This window comes from Janthinobacterium sp. B9-8 (genome assembly GCF_000969645.2).
Classification (GTDB): domain Bacteria; phylum Pseudomonadota; class Gammaproteobacteria; order Burkholderiales; family Chitinibacteraceae; genus Iodobacter.
This window is the reverse complement of the sequence record NZ_CP014222.1, coordinates 310510-329623: the sequence shown is the minus strand read 5'-3', so window position 1 is coordinate 329623 and position 19114 is coordinate 310510. Positions and strand designations below refer to the sequence as shown.

The 19114-nt window shown below is 46.2% G+C and carries 12 protein-coding genes and 7 tRNA genes; 9 read left to right on the top strand and 10 right to left on the bottom strand.

The genetic code is table 11. The annotated features are described in order from the left end of the window. The first annotated feature begins 8 nt into the window (after nt 1-8). The 5 genes from VN23_RS01365 to VN23_RS01345 all read left to right on the top strand — a co-directional run bounded on the left by VN23_RS01365 (nt 9) and on the right by VN23_RS01345 (nt 4994). Nucleotides 9-977, top strand: coding sequence for a serine/threonine protein kinase (locus tag VN23_RS01365; RefSeq protein WP_046351053.1), 969 nt, complete (start codon nt 9-11; stop codon nt 975-977). Continuing rightward, a complete protein-coding gene (locus VN23_RS01360) occupies nt 974-1879 on the top strand; it encodes a PP2C family protein-serine/threonine phosphatase (RefSeq protein ID WP_046351052.1) in 906 nt (301 codons plus the stop codon). The genes VN23_RS01365 and VN23_RS01360 overlap by 4 nt, the downstream gene beginning before the upstream one ends. Continuing rightward, on the top strand, nt 1879-2562 hold the full coding sequence (locus VN23_RS01355; protein WP_046351051.1) for a heparan-alpha-glucosaminide N-acetyltransferase: 684 nt from the start codon (nt 1879-1881) through the stop codon (nt 2560-2562). The genes VN23_RS01360 and VN23_RS01355 overlap by 1 nt, the downstream gene beginning before the upstream one ends. A gap of 215 nt (nt 2563-2777) precedes the next feature. Continuing rightward, on the top strand, nt 2778-3494 hold the full coding sequence (rph, locus tag VN23_RS01350) for a ribonuclease PH (protein WP_046351050.1): 717 nt from the start codon (nt 2778-2780) through the stop codon (nt 3492-3494). 231 nt (nt 3495-3725) lie between these two features. Continuing rightward, entirely contained in the window at nt 3726-4994 is a 1269-nt protein-coding gene (locus tag VN23_RS01345) for a nitronate monooxygenase (RefSeq protein WP_046351049.1), read from the top strand. A gap of 79 nt (nt 4995-5073) precedes the next feature. Here the strand turns inward: VN23_RS01345 and tgt are convergent, their stop codons facing one another. Both tgt and queA read right to left on the bottom strand, forming a co-directional pair. Continuing rightward, nucleotides 5074-6189, bottom strand: a complete 1116-nt coding sequence (gene tgt / locus VN23_RS01340) for a tRNA guanosine(34) transglycosylase Tgt (protein ID WP_046351048.1) — start codon at nt 6187-6189, stop codon at nt 5074-5076. Nucleotides 6190-6354: 165 nt separating this feature from the next. Next, nucleotides 6355-7383 (bottom strand): tRNA preQ1(34) S-adenosylmethionine ribosyltransferase-isomerase QueA, encoded by a 1029-nt coding sequence (queA, locus tag VN23_RS01335; RefSeq protein WP_046351136.1) that lies wholly within the window; start codon nt 7381-7383, stop codon nt 6355-6357. Between the two features lie 204 nt (nt 7384-7587). On the opposite strand from queA, the gene aroQ reads away from it, so the two are divergent. The 3 genes from aroQ to accC all read left to right on the top strand — a co-directional run bounded on the left by aroQ (nt 7588) and on the right by accC (nt 9999). Further along, nucleotides 7588-8043 (top strand): type II 3-dehydroquinate dehydratase, encoded by a 456-nt coding sequence (gene aroQ, locus VN23_RS01330; protein ID WP_046351047.1) that lies wholly within the window; start codon nt 7588-7590, stop codon nt 8041-8043. Nucleotides 8044-8087: 44 nt separating this feature from the next. Beyond that, complete coding sequence (gene accB, locus VN23_RS01325; protein ID WP_046351046.1) at nt 8088-8546, top strand: acetyl-CoA carboxylase biotin carboxyl carrier protein; 459 nt, start codon at nt 8088-8090, stop codon at nt 8544-8546. Nucleotides 8547-8619: 73 nt separating this feature from the next. Next, complete coding sequence (gene accC, locus VN23_RS01320; protein ID WP_046351045.1) at nt 8620-9999, top strand: acetyl-CoA carboxylase biotin carboxylase subunit; 1380 nt, start codon at nt 8620-8622, stop codon at nt 9997-9999. 74 nt (nt 10000-10073) lie between these two features. Here accC and VN23_RS01315 read toward each other — a convergent pair whose 3' ends face one another. Beyond that, nucleotides 10074-16589 (bottom strand): response regulator, encoded by a 6516-nt coding sequence (locus tag VN23_RS01315; RefSeq protein WP_197432996.1) that lies wholly within the window; start codon nt 16587-16589, stop codon nt 10074-10076. A 573-nt stretch (nt 16590-17162) separates the two neighbouring features. Between VN23_RS01315 and VN23_RS01310 the strand changes: the two genes are divergently transcribed. Further along, nucleotides 17163-18089 carry a LysR family transcriptional regulator gene (locus VN23_RS01310; RefSeq protein WP_046351043.1) on the top strand — a complete coding sequence of 309 codons (927 nt, stop codon included), beginning with the start codon at nt 17163-17165 and terminating at the stop codon, nt 18087-18089. 81 nt (nt 18090-18170) lie between these two features. Here the strand turns inward: VN23_RS01310 and VN23_RS01305 are convergent. The 7 genes from VN23_RS01305 to VN23_RS01275 form a co-directional block, all read right to left on the bottom strand. After that, nucleotides 18171-18245: transfer RNA gene (locus VN23_RS01305), tRNA-Glu, on the bottom strand. A 47-nt stretch (nt 18246-18292) separates the two neighbouring features. Beyond that, nucleotides 18293-18369, bottom strand: a tRNA-Arg gene (locus tag VN23_RS01300). A gap of 33 nt (nt 18370-18402) precedes the next feature. After that, nucleotides 18403-18477: transfer RNA gene (locus tag VN23_RS01295), tRNA-Glu, on the bottom strand. 47 nt (nt 18478-18524) lie between these two features. Further along, nucleotides 18525-18601, bottom strand: a tRNA-Arg gene (locus VN23_RS01290). A gap of 73 nt (nt 18602-18674) precedes the next feature. Further along, nucleotides 18675-18749, bottom strand: a tRNA-Glu gene (locus VN23_RS01285). Nucleotides 18750-18796: 47 nt separating this feature from the next. Next, nucleotides 18797-18873, bottom strand: a tRNA-Arg gene (locus VN23_RS01280). Between the two features lie 8 nt (nt 18874-18881). Continuing rightward, nucleotides 18882-18974: transfer RNA gene (locus VN23_RS01275), tRNA-Ser, on the bottom strand. Nucleotides 18975-19114: the final 140 nt, after the last annotated feature.

Here is a 19114-nt window from a genome sequence, read left to right as displayed (position 1 = left end):
AGACACGGATGGCAACCCCAAGCAATCAACCGCTCGCACGCGGCTATCAATTACAGAACTACACGATCGCTAAACTGCTGTCGGCAGGTGGCTTTAGCATTGTGTATCTGGCGCATGATGAAAAAGATTACCCCGTCGCCATCAAGGAGTATTTACCTAATTCTTTAGCACTGAGAACCGAAGGCGAACTAGTACAGGCACGTAGCGAAGAGAATATCGCTTTGTTCCGCCACGGCTTAAAGTGTTTTTTTGAAGAGGGTAAAACCCTTGCTCATATTCAGCATCCCAACATTATACGGGTGCGCAATTTTTTCCGTGCAAATGACACTGTTTACATGGTGATGGAATACGAGCGTGGTCGCACTTTGCAAAAAGAAATCCAGCTCAAGCACAGCAGAGGCGGGGTGGATGAGGGGCTGATTCGCCATGTGTTTTATCATTTACTTAATGGTTTACGCGAAGTTCACCTCAATAAGCTGCTGCACTTAGATATCAAGCCCGCCAATATTTATATCCGCAAAGATGGCTCGCCTGTATTACTTGATTTTGGTTCGGCCCGCCAAACACTGGCCTTAGAGCAAAGCAAGCTCACCCCGATGTATACGCCGGGTTTTGCCGCGCCCGAGCAATATAATAAAAAAGATGCACATGGCCCATGGACCGATATTTATGGCGTGGGAGCCAGTCTTTTCGCTTGTATTGCCGGTACCGCACCACAGGCCGCCGATCAGCGCTTAAAAGAAGATAAGGTACTTAAACTGCATGATCGATATGGCGATCGCTACTCGCCCGAGCTGCTCGAGCTGATCTCTGCCTGCCTAAGCCTTGATCCAAGCCAAAGGCCGCAAAGCGTGCCGCAATTACAAAAACAACTTTTAGAACGTGGCTCAGCCCCAGTTAAACGTACTGGCATTGTTAATACACTGCGCCGTAAATGGGTGGAGTATTCAAATAAAGGCCAGCTGGAAACAGAATGAAATTCACCGTATATCAAAATAGCCGCCAAGGCGGACGGCAATATAATCAAGATCGCCTTGGCTATTCATATAGCCGGGATGCGCTGCTGCTCGTCGTCGCTGATGGCATGGGCGGGCATTTACACGGCGAGATTGCCGCGCAAATCGCCGTTGAGTTGCTCACAGATCAGTTTCAGAAAAAAGCACAGCCCATACTAAAAAGCCCGAATCAATTTTTGCAAGATGCCTTAATGCAATGCCACCGTGCGATTTTTGATTACGCCAGCAAGCATCAGTTACTTGAGATTCCCCGCACTACGGTTGTAGCGGGGATTATTCAGGATGGTATTTTGCATTGGGCACATGTAGGCGATTCGCGGCTTTATTTGCTACGCAAAAACGAAATTTTGCTACAAACCAAAGATCATTCCAAAGTTCAAAAACTATTGAATGATGGAAAAATCACCGCCGAAGAAGCCTTATTTCATCCTGAACGCAACAAAATTTATAATTGTCTGGGTGGCACACTCAAACCAGAAATTGAGCTGGGTGGCAAAATAGTACTATGCGATAACGATACCCTGCTGCTTTGCACTGATGGTCTGTGGGGTGGTGTTACAGAAAGCCAGCTGATCCATTTTTTATCTTCGTTTCCTGTGCTGTTTTCTATCCCGCAGTTAATGGATCAAGCCGAATTACACGGCGGTAAATTTTCAGACAATATCAGCGCGCTAGGCATTAACTGGCACGATGCAGATGATCAGTTCTTTTCTGAAAATGCTTTTGTTTCCACTCAAAAATTAGATTTCAACACCATCAGCACGCATATTGATCCTTCATCTGTGGGTGCCAATATTACGGATGAGGATATCGAAGCGGCGATTGCCGAAATTCAGGCTGCCATTCAAAAATATTCTAAATAATGCCCACGCCCTCAAAAGTACGCAGTCCTCTCCCCGATTTACTCCGGGGGCTTGCCGTTGTACTCATGGTTTTTTTCCATTTTTGCTTCGATCTGGCTTATTTTGGCCAGCTCGCTGTCCGCACCGACACTGATCCTGAATGGGTGGCGCTACGCACTTTAATCGTCACCCTGTTTGCAGCTGTCGCTGGTTTCTCTGCAGCTGCTCAATTCAGCATCAAGCGTCAAATAAAGCTCTTAGCCTGTGCAGGGGCGGCCACGCTAGGCAGCTGGTTTATTTTCCCACATGCAATCATTTGGTTTGGCGTGCTGCATTTCTTTTTTGTGGCGGGGCTGCTTGCCCCCTTTTTCGTCAAAAAAACAGGACTAAGCATCGTGCTGGGCCTTGCCTGTATTGCACTGGGCAATTATCTGCAAGCACCGCTGTTTAATCTCCCCGCCCTCGCCTGGCTGGGCATGATGACCTACAAGCCGATAACCGAAGATTATGTGCCGCTACTGCCTTGGTTTGGTGTTGTTTTACTAGGCGTCTCGGCCCAAACCCTTATACCCGCAAACTGGCTGAACACAGGTGCGGCCAAGTCTCTGGCGCCCGTTCGCTGGCTGGGGCGGCATAGCCTGCTTATTTATCTACTCCATCAGCCTGTGCTATTTACAATACTGGGGCTGATTTTCAAAAAATAGTACTGATACCACACAGGGGATAAACACCATGGCCACAACCCATTTTTATCGTATGTCTCTCTATCTGAACAAACTTCTTTAGCTTCGCCACATATCAGTCACATGGTCACTGTAGTGTGTCAGTGTGACTTATTGCAGGCTCAGGCCTTGCAGGGCGTTAGAAACGCCCTAGCAAAGGTATAATCGCCAAAACTTACATTATAACGAGACCCGTCATGCGCCCTTCCTCACGCCTTAGCGATGAACTTCGCAGTGTCCGCATTACTCGCCAATACACTCGCCATGCTGAAGGCTCGGTCTTAATCGAGTTTGGCGATACTAAAGTCCTCTGCACCGCTTCGGTAGAAGAAAATGTGCCGCCTTTTTTAAAAGGTAAGGGGCAAGGCTGGGTAACCGCCGAATACGGCATGCTGCCACGCTCTACCAATACCCGTATGCGCCGTGAAGCCGCTCAGGGCAAGCAAAGCGGCCGCACCCAAGAAATTCAGCGCCTCATTGGCCGCTCACTACGTGCAGTTGTGGATATGGCCGCCTTAGGCGAGCGCCAGATTGTGATTGATTGCGATGTCATCCAGGCAGACGGCGGCACGCGTACCGCCAGCATTACTGGCGCATTTGTAGCGCTAACGGATGCAATTAATGGTTTGATTGCCGCTGGCAAGCTCAGCAAATCACCCATTCGTGAGCATGTAGCCGCTATTTCGGTAGGTGTGTATAAAGGTGTTGCCGTGTTAGATTTGGATTATCCGGAAGATTCTGACTGCGAAACCGATATGAATGTGGTGATGACTGGCAGCGGAAAATTTGTAGAAGTACAAGGAACCGCTGAAGGTGAAGCATTTAGCCGTGCAGAAATGAATACATTATTAGATTTAGCAGAAAAAGGGATTAAAGATCTCATCACATTGCAAAAAGCAGCGCTAGCTGGCTGATTTAAATGATAAATTGATCCATAAATGGTGAGATAATTTCATTAAAATCATGGGGTGAGAGGGATAAAAAGCGCAGAAAATAGCGGTAAAGCAACAATTACCGTAATTCAAATGCTCATTTTAATTTGAATTTACCAGCAAAATCCCCACCCTCGTGGTGTTATTACGATGAAAAATATGCGGTGCATATAAGGTTTAGCCCCTTTTTATTACTTGGTTAAAGTACAAACGATGAAACGTGTAGATGATTTCCGCCTTCGCTTCGGTAAAAAAGAGTTAGTGCCGATCATGATTGGCGGTATGGGTGTTGATATTTCCACTGCAGATCTGGCGCTTGAAGCAGCTCGCCTCGGCGGTGTTGGCCATATTTCAGACGCCATGATCAACACAGTGACTGATCGTCGCTACAAAACCAAGCAAGTTAAAGAAAAGCTCCAGCAATACAAACACAATGTAACGAACTCGGATAAATCCGAAGTTCAGTTTGATTTAGGTCGCCTGGAAGAAGCCACCAAGCTGCACGTGAGTAAAACCATGGAAGCCAAGCGTGGAGAAGGACTGGTTTTTATCAACTGCATGGAAAAACTCACCATGAACGCCCCGAAAGAAACACTTCGGGTTCGTTTAACGGCAGCGCTTGATGCAGGTATCGACGGGATTACGCTGGCCGCGGGTTTGCATCTAGGATCGATGGGGCTGATCGAAAATCACCCGCGTTTTAGAGATGCCAAGCTGGGAATCATTGTTTCTTCAGTCCGTGCCTTGCAATTATTTCTGCGTAAAAACGCCAAGCTCAACCGTCTGCCCGATTATGTTGTGGTGGAAGGCCCATTAGCCGGGGGGCACTTAGGCTTTGGTATGGATTGGGCGCAATACGATCTGGCAACCATTGTTGCCGAAATTAGCCAGTTTATGCGGGATGAGCACTTAGATATCCCGATTATTCCCGCTGGCGGCATCTTTACCGGCTCGGATGCAGCAGCCTACCTAGAGGCAGGTGCTGCTGCAGTTCAAGTAGCGACTCGCTTTACCGTATCGGAAGAATGCGGCCTGCCTGCCAATGTGCAGCAGGAATACTTCAAAACCAGCGAAGACAATATTGAAGTTAACCAGATATCCCCAACGGGCTATCCAATGCGCATGCTAAAAAACAGCCCGTCGATTGGTGCAGGTATCCGCCCCAACTGCGAGGCTTACGGCTATCTGCTTGATGCCAAGGGCAGCTGCAGCTATATCGAGGCCTATAACCGCGAAATCGCCATCCAACCTGATGCAAAGCGTATCAAAGTGATGGATAAAACCTGCCTTTGCACGCATATGCGCAATTTTGATTGCTGGACCTGTGGTCACTACACCTATCGCCTGAAAGATACCAGCCACAAGCACGAAGATGGTAGCTACCAGATTCTGTCAGCTGAGCATATTTTTCATGACTACCAATACAGCACAGAAAACAAAATTGCCCTGCCCGTAAAACATGAGCTGGAATTAGCTAAGTAATACGGCAATCTAATAAAAAACGGCATAGCGCAAGCTATGCCGTTTTTTTTAGCACTGCGTAGTGCACAGCCACCTTAAATCAATCTACACCGCGCGCACGATCTGCGTGGAATTGCGCTACATGACTGGTAAATTGATCCGCCTCAATTGCAGCGCGCATCTCTGCCATCAACACTTGATAGTAATGCAAGTTGTGGATGGTATTGAGCTGAGCGGCCAAAATCTCGCCCGTGCGGAATAAATGATGCAGATAAGCGCGGCTAAAGTTTTTGCAGGTATAGCAGGTGCACGTCTCGTCTAAAGGGCGCTTATCAAGCTTGTGTTTAGCATTTTTGATTTTTACATCGCCAAAGCGCGTAAATAACATGCCATTTCTTGCGTTGCGAGTGGGCATCACGCAATCGAACATATCAATACCCTGACTCACCCCATACACAAGGTCTTCAGGCGTGCCTACGCCCATTAAATAGCGAGGCTTGTTCACTGGCAATTTAGGTGCGGTATGGGCCAGAATGCGCTCCATATCTTCCTTAGGCTCGCCCACCGATAAACCACCAATGGCCATGCCATCAAAACCAATTTCTAACAGACCGGCAATCGATTCATCGCGCAGGTCTTCATACATCCCGCCCTGCACAATACCAAACAGCGCATTAGGGTTTTGCTGCGCATCAAATTCAGCGCGTGAGCGCTTAGCCCAACGATAAGACATCCGCATCGAATCGCCAGCTTGTTTGCGATCAGCCGGATACGGTGTGCATTCGTCAAAAATCATCACGATGTCAGAATTAAGCACCGTTTGGATTTTCATTGATTCTTCTGGCGTTAAAAATAATTTATCGCCATTCACCGGGCTTTGGAAAGTCACACCTTCTTCGGTGATTTTGCGCATCGCGCCCAAGCTAAAGACTTGGAAACCACCCGAATCAGTCAGGATCGGTTTATCCCAGCCCATAAATTCATGCAGGCCACCGAACTGCTCGACCACTTCTAAGCCCGGGCGCAGCCAAAGATGGAAAGTATTGCCGAGACAAATTTGCGCGCCAATTTCTTTTAAATCGCGCGGCGTCATGGCTTTTACCGTGCCATACGTGCCTACGGGCATAAACACTGGGGTTTCTACCACGCCATGATTTAAAGTCATCGTGCCGCGACGCGCGCCAGCGCTGGTGGTTTTTAATTCAAATTTCAACATTTTTTATTCCATAAACGCTGCCGGAAACACAGTCCAGCGCGGGCGGCAAGATTACCGCCAAGCCACGGGCAAAGCAACGCGCTTGCCGCGTAAAAATGCCACGCACCTGCTGATAAACGCACAGGCGTAGCTAGAGCATCAACCGAAACAGCCCCAATGCTGCCTTTATACTGAAGCCTTTGGCTCCAAAAGCATCGCATCACCATAGCTAAAGAAACGATATTCCTTCTCTACAGCATGCTGATAAGCGCTGCGCATTTCCTCAAAACCTACAAATGCCGCCACCAACATCAAAAGAGTGGACTTAGGCAGATGAAAGTTAGTAATTAAGCGATCAACCACCCGGAACTGGTAACCCGGTGTAATAAAGATATTGGTGTCGCCCTCTGGCTGGGCCAGAAAGCCCTGCTGTGAGGCCGCTTCCAATGCACGCAGGCTAGTTGTCCCTACCGCGATCACGCGCCCACCCTGTGCCTTCGCCTCTTCAATCAGGGCAATGGTAGCTGCAGGAATAGAATAGCGCTCGTGGTGCATGGTGTGTTCTGCAATATCATCCACTCGCACAGGCTGGAAAGTACCTGCTCCCACATGCAAAGTGAGATAACCGGTTTTCACGCCCATTGCCTGTAATTGTGTGAGTAAACCTTCAGTAAAGTGTAAACCTGCCGTTGGCGCGGCAACGGCACCAGGGTCACGCGCATAAATGGTTTGATAGCGCTTGGCATCCTCACCATCAGGCGTATGGGTAATATAAGGTGGCAAAGGTAGCTGCCCCGCCTGCTCTAAGATATCTAATACACTTTCTTCACCATCAAACTGCAATTTGAATAGATCTTCTTTGCGCTCGATCATGGTAGCAGGCCAACGATCTGCAAAAATAAGCCTTGCACCCGGCTTAGGGGCCTTGGATGAACGGATATGGGCAAGCGCAGTATGCTCATCTAAAACGCGCTCAATCAGTGCCTCAATCGCCCCACCAGAATCCTTTTTACCGAACACCCTAGCCTTAATCACCTTGGTATCGTTAAAAATAAGCACATCACCTGCGCGTAAAAACTGCGGTAGCGCGCTAAAGTGTGAATCTTCCCGAGTCAGACCATCGATATGTAATAGACGACTTGCCCCACGCACCTCTGGCGGAAACTGCGCAATTAAAGACTCAGGTAAATGGTAATCAAAGTCAGCTACTTGCATACAAAATAAGCCTTTTTTAAGGTGTAACAAAACTACAAGGCATGTATCGCCTTGTACGATAAAACCCGCTTGTGGATTGGCTTGGCGAGCTTTCAAACAAACGTTTTAGAATGCAAATCGCCGAAATTACCCACTTTTTCTGGACAAATTCGCACATACTGCGGCAAACTTCGCCCAATGATAGGCAACAAAAACGAGTAGCGGATGCAAAACACACGCAATATCCTAGTACTACATGGCCCAAATTTGAACCTACTAGGGTCAAGAGAGCCGCAGCACTACGGTGCTGATACCCTAGAGACCATCAACTCCAAGCTCATTGAACTGGGACAACTGCGTGCTGCCCGCGTTGACGCATTCCAATCGAATCGCGAATACGAACTGATTGATCGTATCCATGCTGCCCGTTTGGACGGCACGGATTTTATCATCATTAACCCTGCTGCGTTTACGCATACCAGTGTGGCTATCCGCGATGCACTGGCCGGGGTGAATATTCCTTTTGTTGAAGTCCACCTATCCAATGTTCATGCACGTGAATCGTTCAGGCATCACTCCTATTTTTCCGACCTCGCGGTTGGCGTTATCTGCGGTCTAGGCGCACAAGGTTATGAATGCGCACTGGATTTCGCACTCCGTTTTACTCCCAAGGCCCCCTGATTTAATCAAAGCCCAAAAATTCTCATAATAGAGAGGAGACCCCTATGGATTTGCGCAAACTTAAGAAACTGATTGATCTTGTCGAAGAATCTGGCATTGCCGAACTCGAAGTGACCGAAGGCGAAGAACGCGTTCGCATCACCCGTGTTAATCAGAATATCCCTACCTACGCACAAGCCATGCAATACCAGCTGCCTCCTGCCGCCGCACCTGCAGCAGCGGCCCCTGTTGCTGTTGCTGTCGCCGCCGATGTAGAAGCCCAGCCAGAAGGCTTTATGGCTAAATCACCGATGGTGGGCACTTTCTACCGCGCCTCATCGCCTGAAGCGAAAAACTTTGTAGAAGTAGGCCAGCAAGTTAATGTGGGTGATACCTTGTGCATCATCGAAGCCATGAAACTCTTGAATGAAATCGAAGCCGACAAGGCTGGCGTGATCAAGGCCATCCTGGTCGAAAACGGCCGCCCGGTTGAATACGGTGAGCCACTGTTTATTATTGGCTAATCATTCATTGCTAGTGAGCGCTAAGTGGTGTGGCTTTGCCCCGTTTAACGCCTCACTCCGCCCGGAGTAAACCATGTTTGAAAAAATTCTGATTGCCAATCGCGGTGAGATTGCGCTGCGCATTTTGCGCGCCTGCCGTGAAATGGGCATCAAAACCGTGGTCGTGCATTCCGAAGCCGACCGCGAAGCAAAATACGTTAAATTAGCCGATGAATCGGTTTGCATCGGACCAGCTTCCTCGACTTTAAGCTACCTGAATGTGCCAGCACTGATTGCCGCCGCCGAAGTCACCGAAGCGCAAGCGATTCACCCCGGCTACGGCTTTTTAAGTGAAAACGCCGACTTTGCCCAGCGTGTAGAAGAATCCGGCTTTGCCTTTATCGGCCCTCGCCCAGAATCCATCCGTCTTATGGGTGATAAAGTCTCAGCCAAAGACGCCATGAAAGAAGCAGGCGTACCTTGCGTGCCCGGCTCCGATGGCGCCTTGCCAGACGATCCTGTGGAACTAATGAAAATTGGTAAAGCGGTTGGCTACCCAGTGATTATTAAAGCTGCAGGCGGTGGCGGTGGCCGCGGCATGCGTGTGGTCAACAACGAAGAAGAATTGGTAGCCGCAGTAGAGCTCACCAAATCAGAAGCAGAAAAGTTCTTTGGTAATGCCATGGTTTACATGGAAAAATACCTGCAGAACCCGCGCCATATTGAAATCCAGATTTTAGCTGATCAGCACGGCAATGCGATTTATCTGGGCGAGCGTGATTGCTCCATGCAACGCCGCCACCAAAAAGTGATTGAAGAAGCGCCAGCACCGGGTATTACCGAAGCTCAGCGTAAACAAATCGGCGAAAGATGTGCCGCTGCCTGCCGCAAAATTAATTACCGTGGCGCAGGTACATTTGAATTCTTATTTGAAAACGGCGAATTCTATTTCATTGAAATGAATACCCGTGTTCAAGTTGAACACCCGGTGACCGAAATGATTACCGGCATCGACATTGTGCAAGAGCAGATTCGTGTAGCCGCTAATTTGCCACTGCGCTATACGCAAAAAGACGTGAAACTCAAAGGCCACGCCATTGAGTGCCGGATTAATGCAGAAGACCCGCTCAAGTTTATTCCTAGCCCGGGTAAGATCACCACCTACCATACCCCCGGTGGCCCCGGTGTACGCGTGGATTCTCACGTTTACCAAGGCTATACCGTGCCATCGCATTACGATTCGATGATCGGTAAAATCATTACCTACGGTGATAACAGGGCGCAAGCGATGGCTAGAATGCGGATTGCGCTATCAGAAATGGTAGTACAAGGGATTAACACCAATATCCCCTTGCATCAGCAGCTTCTATTGGATGAAGCCTTTATTAAAGGCAGCACCAGCATCCATTATTTGGAGCATAAAATGCCTGAAATTAGAAAACTATTGGAAGGCAAGCTCCAGGCGCCCGCTTAATACAGCAAGCCGTCATAAAAAACACCGCAGCTATTGCGGTGTTTTTTATTGGTTAAAGCAAAAATATGGGCCGTTTACTTTTCTATCTGCTGCAAAGCATTGCATAAAACTTGCATCGCCTGATCCAGCTGGCTAAGGGTGTGATATAAGCCATCCCCTGTTTCGCCCTGCCGTAATAAAGATTCAGCACGTGTTGCATGCTGCGTTACATCATTTACCGAAAGATTAGCCGCAGCTCCCTTTAAAGAATGCGCCGTTCTTAAAGCCGTTTCCATATCGTTCAACGCTAAAGCTGCGCGAATTCTAGCCACATTATCTTGTTCAGTACTGGCCAGCTGCTGAATAATCAGCCAATACAAAGCCGCATTATTGCCTAGTCTGGCTAAACCATCCTCTATATCCAGTCCTGCTACACCTGATAATAATTGCAGCTTATCTAATTCAGAAATGGCCGCAGAAGATTTAGGTATTTCAATAGGCACTGGCTCGGCAATCGCCGTTGCCATCATTGCATCATCCATAGGAACCACTGCTTCTCCAATATATACCCGTGTACTGCCATCCACACTTAAACGATGCTGATGCCAATACTGTAAACGCTCAAATAGCAAAGCCGGATCAATCGGCTTGGTAATGTGCTCATTCATTCCTTCTGCAAGGCAACGCGCTCTTTCTTCATTAATGGCATGCGCAGTCATTGCAATGATAGGTAAAGAATTAAAAGCATTATCGCTTCTAATCACGGCAGTCGCTTCATGCCCATCCATTTGCGGCATTTGTAAATCCATTAATACGCAGTGATAGTATTTCGGTCCGAATTCAACTATTTTTTTAATGGCTTCATGCCCATTATTTGCCATATCCACCGCCACCCCGGCCGAGCGCATCAGTTCTAATGCAATTTGTTGGTTCACTAAATTATCTTCAACCAAGAGCACACGCATCCCTTTTAAATTGGGCACCACATCCGTGCGGGTAAATGAAGCCACATCACGTAGTAATTCAGGAGCAAAAATAGTGAGTAAGGTATCTACCACCATAGATTGATTAATCGGCTTAAATAAAAAGCCATCCACATGGGCGGCCTCCGCTTCGGCGCGAATATCTTCGCGCGTATAAGCTGTGACCAAGACCACAGATGGGCAATGACAAAGCCTTTTATCCAAACTAATTCTGCGTGCTAACTCCAAACCGTTCATCTCTGGCATACGCCAATCGGTAAACACAATGCTGTAAGGTTGCTCAATCGCATCTGCACGGTGAAGATTAACCAGTGCATCTTCACCTGATCCCACCATATCAACCACAAAAGTAAGGCTTTCTAAAGACTGCTGCAAAATCTCACGGGCCACCGCATTGTCATCGACTACCAGAATACGCATGCCATGCAAATGAGGCGGCAAGCGGCTTGAGCTGGCAGCCTGTGGAGTCTCTCTCCCCAAAATACAGGTAAAACTAAATACCGAGCCTCGGTCAGGCACACTTTCTACCCCAATCTCACCGCCCATCATTTCAACTAAGCGCTTAGAAATCGACAAACCCAAACCTGTACCGCCAAATTGACGCGTAGTGGTGCTATCTGCCTGGCTAAACGGCTGAAAGAGTTTTTTACACTGCTCATTGCTCATTCCAAGGCCGGTATCTCGTACCGTAAAACGCAAAACAACCTGTTTTGTATCCGAGCTAACGAGCTCACACGACACATGTACTTCACCTTGCTCAGTAAATTTAATCGCATTACTCACCATATTAATCAGCACCTGCCCAAGGCGCAGGGGATCTCCCACTAAATAACGCGGCACACTGGGATGAACCTGAAATAGATATTCAATGCCTTTATCTTCTGCTTTTCCCGAAGTCAGCATCGCAATATTGGCAAAAACCTGATCGAGATTAAAATCAATACTCTCTATCATTAATTTACCTTCTTCAATTTTAGAAAAATCTAAAATATCATTAATAATTCCAAGTAAAGACTGTCCTGCATAATGAATTTTTTGCACATAATCGCGCTGGCGTTCATTTAAATCTGTTTTCAATGCCAAATGCGCCATACCAATCACCGCATTCATCGGCGTTCTAATTTCATGGCTCATATTGGCTAAAAAAGCACTTTTTGCCTGTGTGGCCGCTTCGGCGGTTTTCTGGGCCAGCTTTAATTCGGTGATATCCATTGCAATTCCCCCCACCGCATACACACTGCCATCCGCATCCCTGAGCGGAAATTTATGCGTCAAAAAGGTATGCAATCCATCTGCAGTCATAATTTCTTCTTCAACCCTTTGCGGGCGATTTTCAGAAATAACCAGCTGATCTTGAAGCAAGAATCGTTTGGCTGTTTCCGGGCCACCAATTTCTTCATCAGTAAACCCCACCAAAGATTCACCTGCCCGATTAAATAGCTCTGCAAAGCGTAAATTGTGGCGCAAATAGCGGCCATTTAAATCTTTTAAAGAAACCAAAGCGGGGGAGAATTCTAAAATGGATTCCAATACATTGCGGTTGCGTTCTAATTCCACCGTGCGCTTGGCCACCAATGATTCAAGCTCTTGATACATTTGCGCATTTTCAATGGAAATAGCGGCCTGAGCAGATAGCCATTCCAATACTTGCCTGCGCTGCATTGAAAAAGCATTGCTGATAGTACTGTGCTCAAGATAAAGGACCCTCCGCCCAGCACTGCTCCGCCCCAAAGCACGGCAAAGAATAGATGCAGGCCGATGCTGAGAAAAATAATCATCTCCCCTGAATTCAGAAAACTGCGTCAGCACATTTAATAAAGTAGTTTGTCCTGTATTAAATACAAAACGCAGCAGACTTTCCGGTAAAAAAGGCTGATCAAAATTTAAAATCGCTTCAATATGCAATTGATCATGATCTCTAACAACAATAGCACCACGATCCGCACCTGCGGCCTCAATAATTATTTTTAATAAACGCCCCAATAAAGGCTGCACACCCACTTCGCTTGAAATAGCCTGTACCGCACGCAAAATAGCCAAAGTATCTAGGCTATCCAAAGCATGCAGCGCATCCACATCGTTTTGAATCACTTCCTGCTCTTGCCTTGGCAAAACTTTTAAGCGCAGCTCAACCCGCCCCATTAATGCCAGAGCATGGCATTGACGATAGCAGGTAGCCGCCTGAGTAAGAATCTGCTGAATAGGCTCAAAGGCATAGACTCTTTCCTCCAACCACAGCCCAAGCATCTCGTTAAAATAGCCCTCATCCAGCAAAAAGCCTCTTTGCTGAGCCAAACGAATGGCGTGCCAATATAAAAGCTCTGCATCTTCAAAACGGCTATCCAAACGTGCCTGCTCCGCACGTAAAAAAGCCAATTTATGTTCTACATTATCAGGAGAGCCTTCCTGTGATATTTTCTCGAAATACTCAGTAATTTCAGATAGGGTCTTTAAAAAAGCCAAGCGCTTTTTGCCCGTACTTTTTCTTGCCAGCGCGGCAAGTGCCAAACCATGGGCAAAACGCCAAGTTAGACTTAATAAATAGGTGGATGGATAATCTTTATCTATTTTCTCGGCCAATACCAAAGCAGCATCATATTCTTGCGAGTAAATATACAAAGAAAGCTGAGCAATATGTAAACCCGCCATTACAATCGGCACTTCACCCCAAACTTTCCGAAAAGCCTGCACATCAAAATTTTCGCTATTTAAATCATTTAATAAGGCCGTTTCGCCATGAATCGCTTTGGCTGCCGCTTCAAAAGGCTGGGCCAGCGTTACAGGGAAAATCACCTCATGCGTTAAGCAATATTGAGTGAGCTGCTGACTACTGGAAATAACATCCAGCATGCTGCGGCCAAGAAAGAAATGATTCCAGGGTTTAGCCACCAGAACATATGCGCCATAAACTAAATCATGCGCTTTTAATGCCAGATTATAATTTTCATCTAATAACGGCAAAGTCGTTTCGGCGTGCAAAGTCCAGTGATTAATATTCCAAGTGTAATAAGTAAACGCGCGGTTATATCCCCATAGATCAAATAACTTTTCGCGGCTTAGCTTTAAACCAGCATCCGCAATATTTCTTGCATCCTGATAATTTTTAAATTGAGCAATTAAAGTAATACCCAGCAGGGTATAGCAAAATGGAGAAAGCTGCGCATTACCAAAAGCAATAGACCTGTTTACGCCCAAGGCAGAAACAAGGGAAAATAAAGGATAATTTGTAAAAATAGCAGATTCAGAGATTGAAGCAATCAGTTTTAAAATAGTGTCCGTTTCCGGGTCCGTTGCAAAAGGTAAATCATAGACACAAGATAATTTTTTATCCAAAAAATAATGCCTAAAAATAACCATTTCACTTTGAAAATGGTTATTCATGGCATAACTATCATCTATTTCCGGTATATCCATGCCAAATAAAATCAAACCCAAGCGGCCTACTTCTAGATTTTCAGCCATTCTGCCCTTTCGGCTATAATAAATGCTTTGCCTTATTCTGGCCTGTGCCTTATCCAAAGCGCTGATCCCCTGCGCCAATAAGACCTCTATCAGGCTTTCAAACTGTTCATCTAAATTACATAAATCACAGGCTTCTGCAGCATTTAAATAAATATCAAACGTCAATGAATAGTTATGGTTCCAAGAATCATCAGGCAATAAAGAAATGGCTGTTTCCAGATAGCGGATGGCCGCCTGATAAGCCATTGCAGCCCTAGCCTTCACTCCGGCTCTTAAATTAAGCTGAGCATAAGCTATGCGCTCCTGAGGCAATTGTACTTTTTCTAGGCCATAATTAAGTTGATCCACAATCTCAAATAAAGGCGCTTCAGTCGCTTCGGCGGAGATTTGCTCTAACAGCCGCCGGCCAATTTCTAAATGCAAGCCATTTAAATTACGCTGTAAAGCAATAGAATAAGCAGCCTGTTGAATTCTATCGTGAGCAAATTGAAATATCTTTTGCCCTCCCCCCTCATTGACAGCCAAAAGCAATTCATCATGTAAAGCAGGTGCAAGTAAGGTAAGAGATTGGGTTTCTGTGCTATGTTCTACAAGAGCCAGCAACGTTAAATCAAAAGACTTGCCAATACACGCTGCCGTTTGCAATATTGTTTGCGTTTCAATAGAAAAACGATTTAAACGCTGCATCATCAGCTCGACTACATTATCGGCGGCGTCTTGCAAACGGGCCTGGCTTAATTCCCACTGCCAAATATTCTCAGCATAATCAAAAAAAAGCTGCCCTTTAGCCTGCATATTTTTAAGAAACTGCCGTGCATAAAATGGATTACCCTCCGTTTTACTCATTAATAATTGGCTTAATGCAGGGGCATTTGAAATATAACGACAGGTATCCTGAATCATTTCGCTCAGATGCTCAGCACGTAGTGGCAATAAAGTCAGCGTTTCAACCTGTGCTTTAGTTTTAAGCAAATCATTAAGCATATTCATTAAGGGATGGTTTATATTCACCTCATTATCACGATAAGCTGCAATAATTAATAAATGAGCACCCAGACTGCTTTGCACAAAAGATTGTATCAAGGCTAATGATGCAAAATCGGCCCATTGCAAATCATCCAGAAACATCGTTAAAGGGTGCTCTTTAGTCGCGAACAAACAGACTAATTGAGCAAATAGCTCATTAAATCGGCGTTTGGCAGCATCTCCACTAAGTAAAGGCGCAGGAGCCTGTGTACCGATGATTTTTTCCAGATCAGGCAGAGCATCAATCACAATTTGAGCATTTTCGTCCAAAGTATCTAATAATTTTTCACGCCATAAAACCAGCTCGTCCTGTTTGCTCGCTAATACCTGACGGAGTAATGATTTAAATGCTTCTATTAAGGCAGAGTAAGGGGAGTCACGTCTGAATTGATCAAACTTACCAACAATTAAACGCCCGCCTTTATTTTCTATTTCATCCCGAATAGAGTGTGCTAAAGCTGATTTTCCAACTCCGGAATATCCTGCCAGCATACATAAAAGGGTTTGCCCCTTAGCAGCTTGCTGATAAATCCCTTGCAAATATTGAATTTCTTGCTCACGGCCATATAAACGATCAGAAATCAGAAACTGCGATCCCACATCCGCTTCACCGAGAACAAATAAAGAAATATGCCCGTTTGTTTCTAATTGTTGTATGCATAAAGAAAGATCAGTTGCCAAACCTTTAGCCGTGGCATATCTCGCATCTGGTGATTTTGCGAGCAACTTTAAAATAAGACGAGATATTTGTAAGGGTAATTGCGGTTCTAAAGAGATAGGGGACGGTGGCAATGATGACATTTGCTGATGGGCCAAATCCAGCAAATCATCCGCAGTAAAAGGCAGCTGCCCCACTAGCCACTCATACAAAATAATCCCTAGGGAGTAAAGATCGCTGCGCTTATCAACCAGCGCCAGACGACCCGCTTGCTCTGGTGAGGTATAGCGCAAGCAAAGCAAGCTCAACGCAGCTTCATCAGGGTGAGCAGGACTAATGCGAACGTCGTCATCTACAAAGCTTAAATATTCAGGCCGCAGCGCACCGTGCACCCCCTTTTTTTCGTGCCAGATGGCAAGTTGATCTGCTATTTGCAATACTTTATTCAGAAAAGCAAGCAGGTCTGAACGGGAATGATTCATTTTAGCCAACGCTTCCATCCTGTTGCCAAATAACATTCGCTAAAAACAAGCTTTTAAGCCATTTTTATAGTAATCCAAAAGGAATCAATCATTTTATGAAATATTCAGGCGGATTGCCCAAAACGTTCAGGCATAAACTGGGGTGCGGTGCAGGATGAAATCAAAAACAGCTAGGCATTGTCCGTATAAAAATACCTCAGCAAAAAGCGCTGATGCTTCCTTTTAAAAATACTTTATTAAGGCTTAAAGGCAGCAACTCAGCAAAGAGCAATATCAATTAATTAACGTGAACGCCAACGATCACGAATTTGTTCCAGCGCCTCAATCTCTTCACGCATTGCCCTTCCACAAGGCAGCATCCCACGCCACCATGCCCGCGCCAAGCCACGACATAAATGCCCAAAGGTAGAATTTTTTCTTATCCAAGAAAAAAGAGAATACAGAGTGGAAAAATATAATAACTTACGGATTTTAGCGATCACTTTGACACCATCGTTTTATTAAATTGACAATGACATAGTAATCGGCAATTTATTTGCGATAAACTAGCTAAATACGACACACTGTTTGCATATGAAAACAATACTCCCTCCCGATGCCTTACTGGCCTTTGATGCGCTAGCGCGCGCAAGCAGCTTTACTGCTGCGGCCAATTTACTGGGCTGCACAAAAAGCCATATCAGCCTGAGCGTAAAGCGCTTAGAAACCGAGCTCACAACGGTGCTGGTGCTAAGAACCACACGCAATGTTTCACTGACCGAAGCAGGCATGCGATTAGCGGTGCATGCTGCAGCACTGCGCGAAATGTTGCAGCTATCCAGACTGGAAATTGAAGGTTTACAAGCAAAAATAGAAGGCCCGTTACGCATCAGTGCAACGCAGGCTTTTGGGCAAACAATTCTAGCCCCCATCTTGGTTGAGTTTAGCTTGAAGTATCCAAACTTACGAATCGAATTAGATACCGATCAACGTCTTAAAAACCCGATCACCGATGGCGTGGATTTTTGCATTCGCTCACGTACGGTAGGCGATGAAAACCTAGTAGCAAGGCATTTAGGACTGTCACAAAAACGTATCTATGCCTCTCCTGCCTATTTAGCACAAGCAAGCAAGCTAGAACATCCCTGTGATTTAGCCTCACACCGTATTTTATGTGATTTGCATCAGGAGCAAGAAGAAAGCTGGTTATTAGAGCGTGAAGGTAAAATGGAGCAAATAGAGCTATATAGCCAGTTTTCTATCGATAGCTATGCCAGTACAGCAGCGGTTGTTGCGGCAGGCTATGGCTTGGCACTGCTTCCTAGCTATATGGCTGCGCCCTTTATTCAACAGGGCCGCATACAAGAGGTTTTAAATGGTTGGCTACCTGCCCCCTATCCCTTTTTTTTGGTTTACCCCTACCGCCACCCGTTACCCAAAAAATATGAAACCTTTATCCAATTTGTAGTGCCAAGAATTCAAGCCCAGCTACAGCGCTCATTAGATGGAGCCTACATCTAGACCAAGAATCTCAGACGTAAAAAAACCACTCGACCAATAAGGAAGAGTGGTGTTTTATACAGTATGCAATCTTGCAATACTTGGCGATCCCACGGGGAATCGAACCCCGGCCGCCGCCGTGAAAGGGCAGTGTTCTAACCGCTAAACTATGGGATCGTACTTTTAATACTATTTAGTGTTGCTGACTAATCAGAAAAACTAAATGGTGCGGCTGAAGAGATTCGAACTCCTGACCCTCTGGTTCGTAGCCAGATACTCTATCCAACTGAGCTACAGCCGCAACGTTACTACTTTATACACCAAAACTAAATCTTGGCGATCCCACGGGGAATCGAACCCCGGCCGCCGCCGTGAAAGGGCAGTGTTCTAACCGCTAAACTATGGGATCGTACTTTTAATACTATTTAGTGTTGCTGACTAATCAGAAAAACTAAATGGTGCGGCTGAAGAGATTCGAACTCCTGACCCTCTGGTTCGTAGCCAGATACTCTATCCAACTGAGCTACAGCCGCAACTTACACTGAGGAAATAAAAAAGCCGGCTTAGCCGGCCTAATCATTCCGAACTTACTTTACTACTAAATTCTGGCGATCCCACGGGGAATCGAACCCCGGCCGCCGCCGTGAAAGGGCAGTGTTCTAACCGCTAAACTATGGGATCGTACTTTTAATGCTATTTAGTGTTACTGACTAATCAGAAAAACTAAATGGTGCGGCTGAAGAGATTCGAACTCCTGACCCTCTGGTTCGTAGCCAGATACTCTATCCAACTGAGCTACAGCCGCAATATGCTTGGCGGAGAGCAAGGGATTCGAACCCTCGATACAGGTTTTGCCCGTATGCTCCCTTAGCAGGGGAGTGCCTTCGACCACTCGGCCAACTCTCCGTCAAGGACCCGAATACTACGCAAACACCGTGAGGCCGTCAACCGCTAAGCTGCAATTAATTTAAGTTTTTGACACGTTTTCTTACATGCCAACATCAATCACTAGCTAGCGCTCTGTTTTGTAAGGAGAAATACAAAAG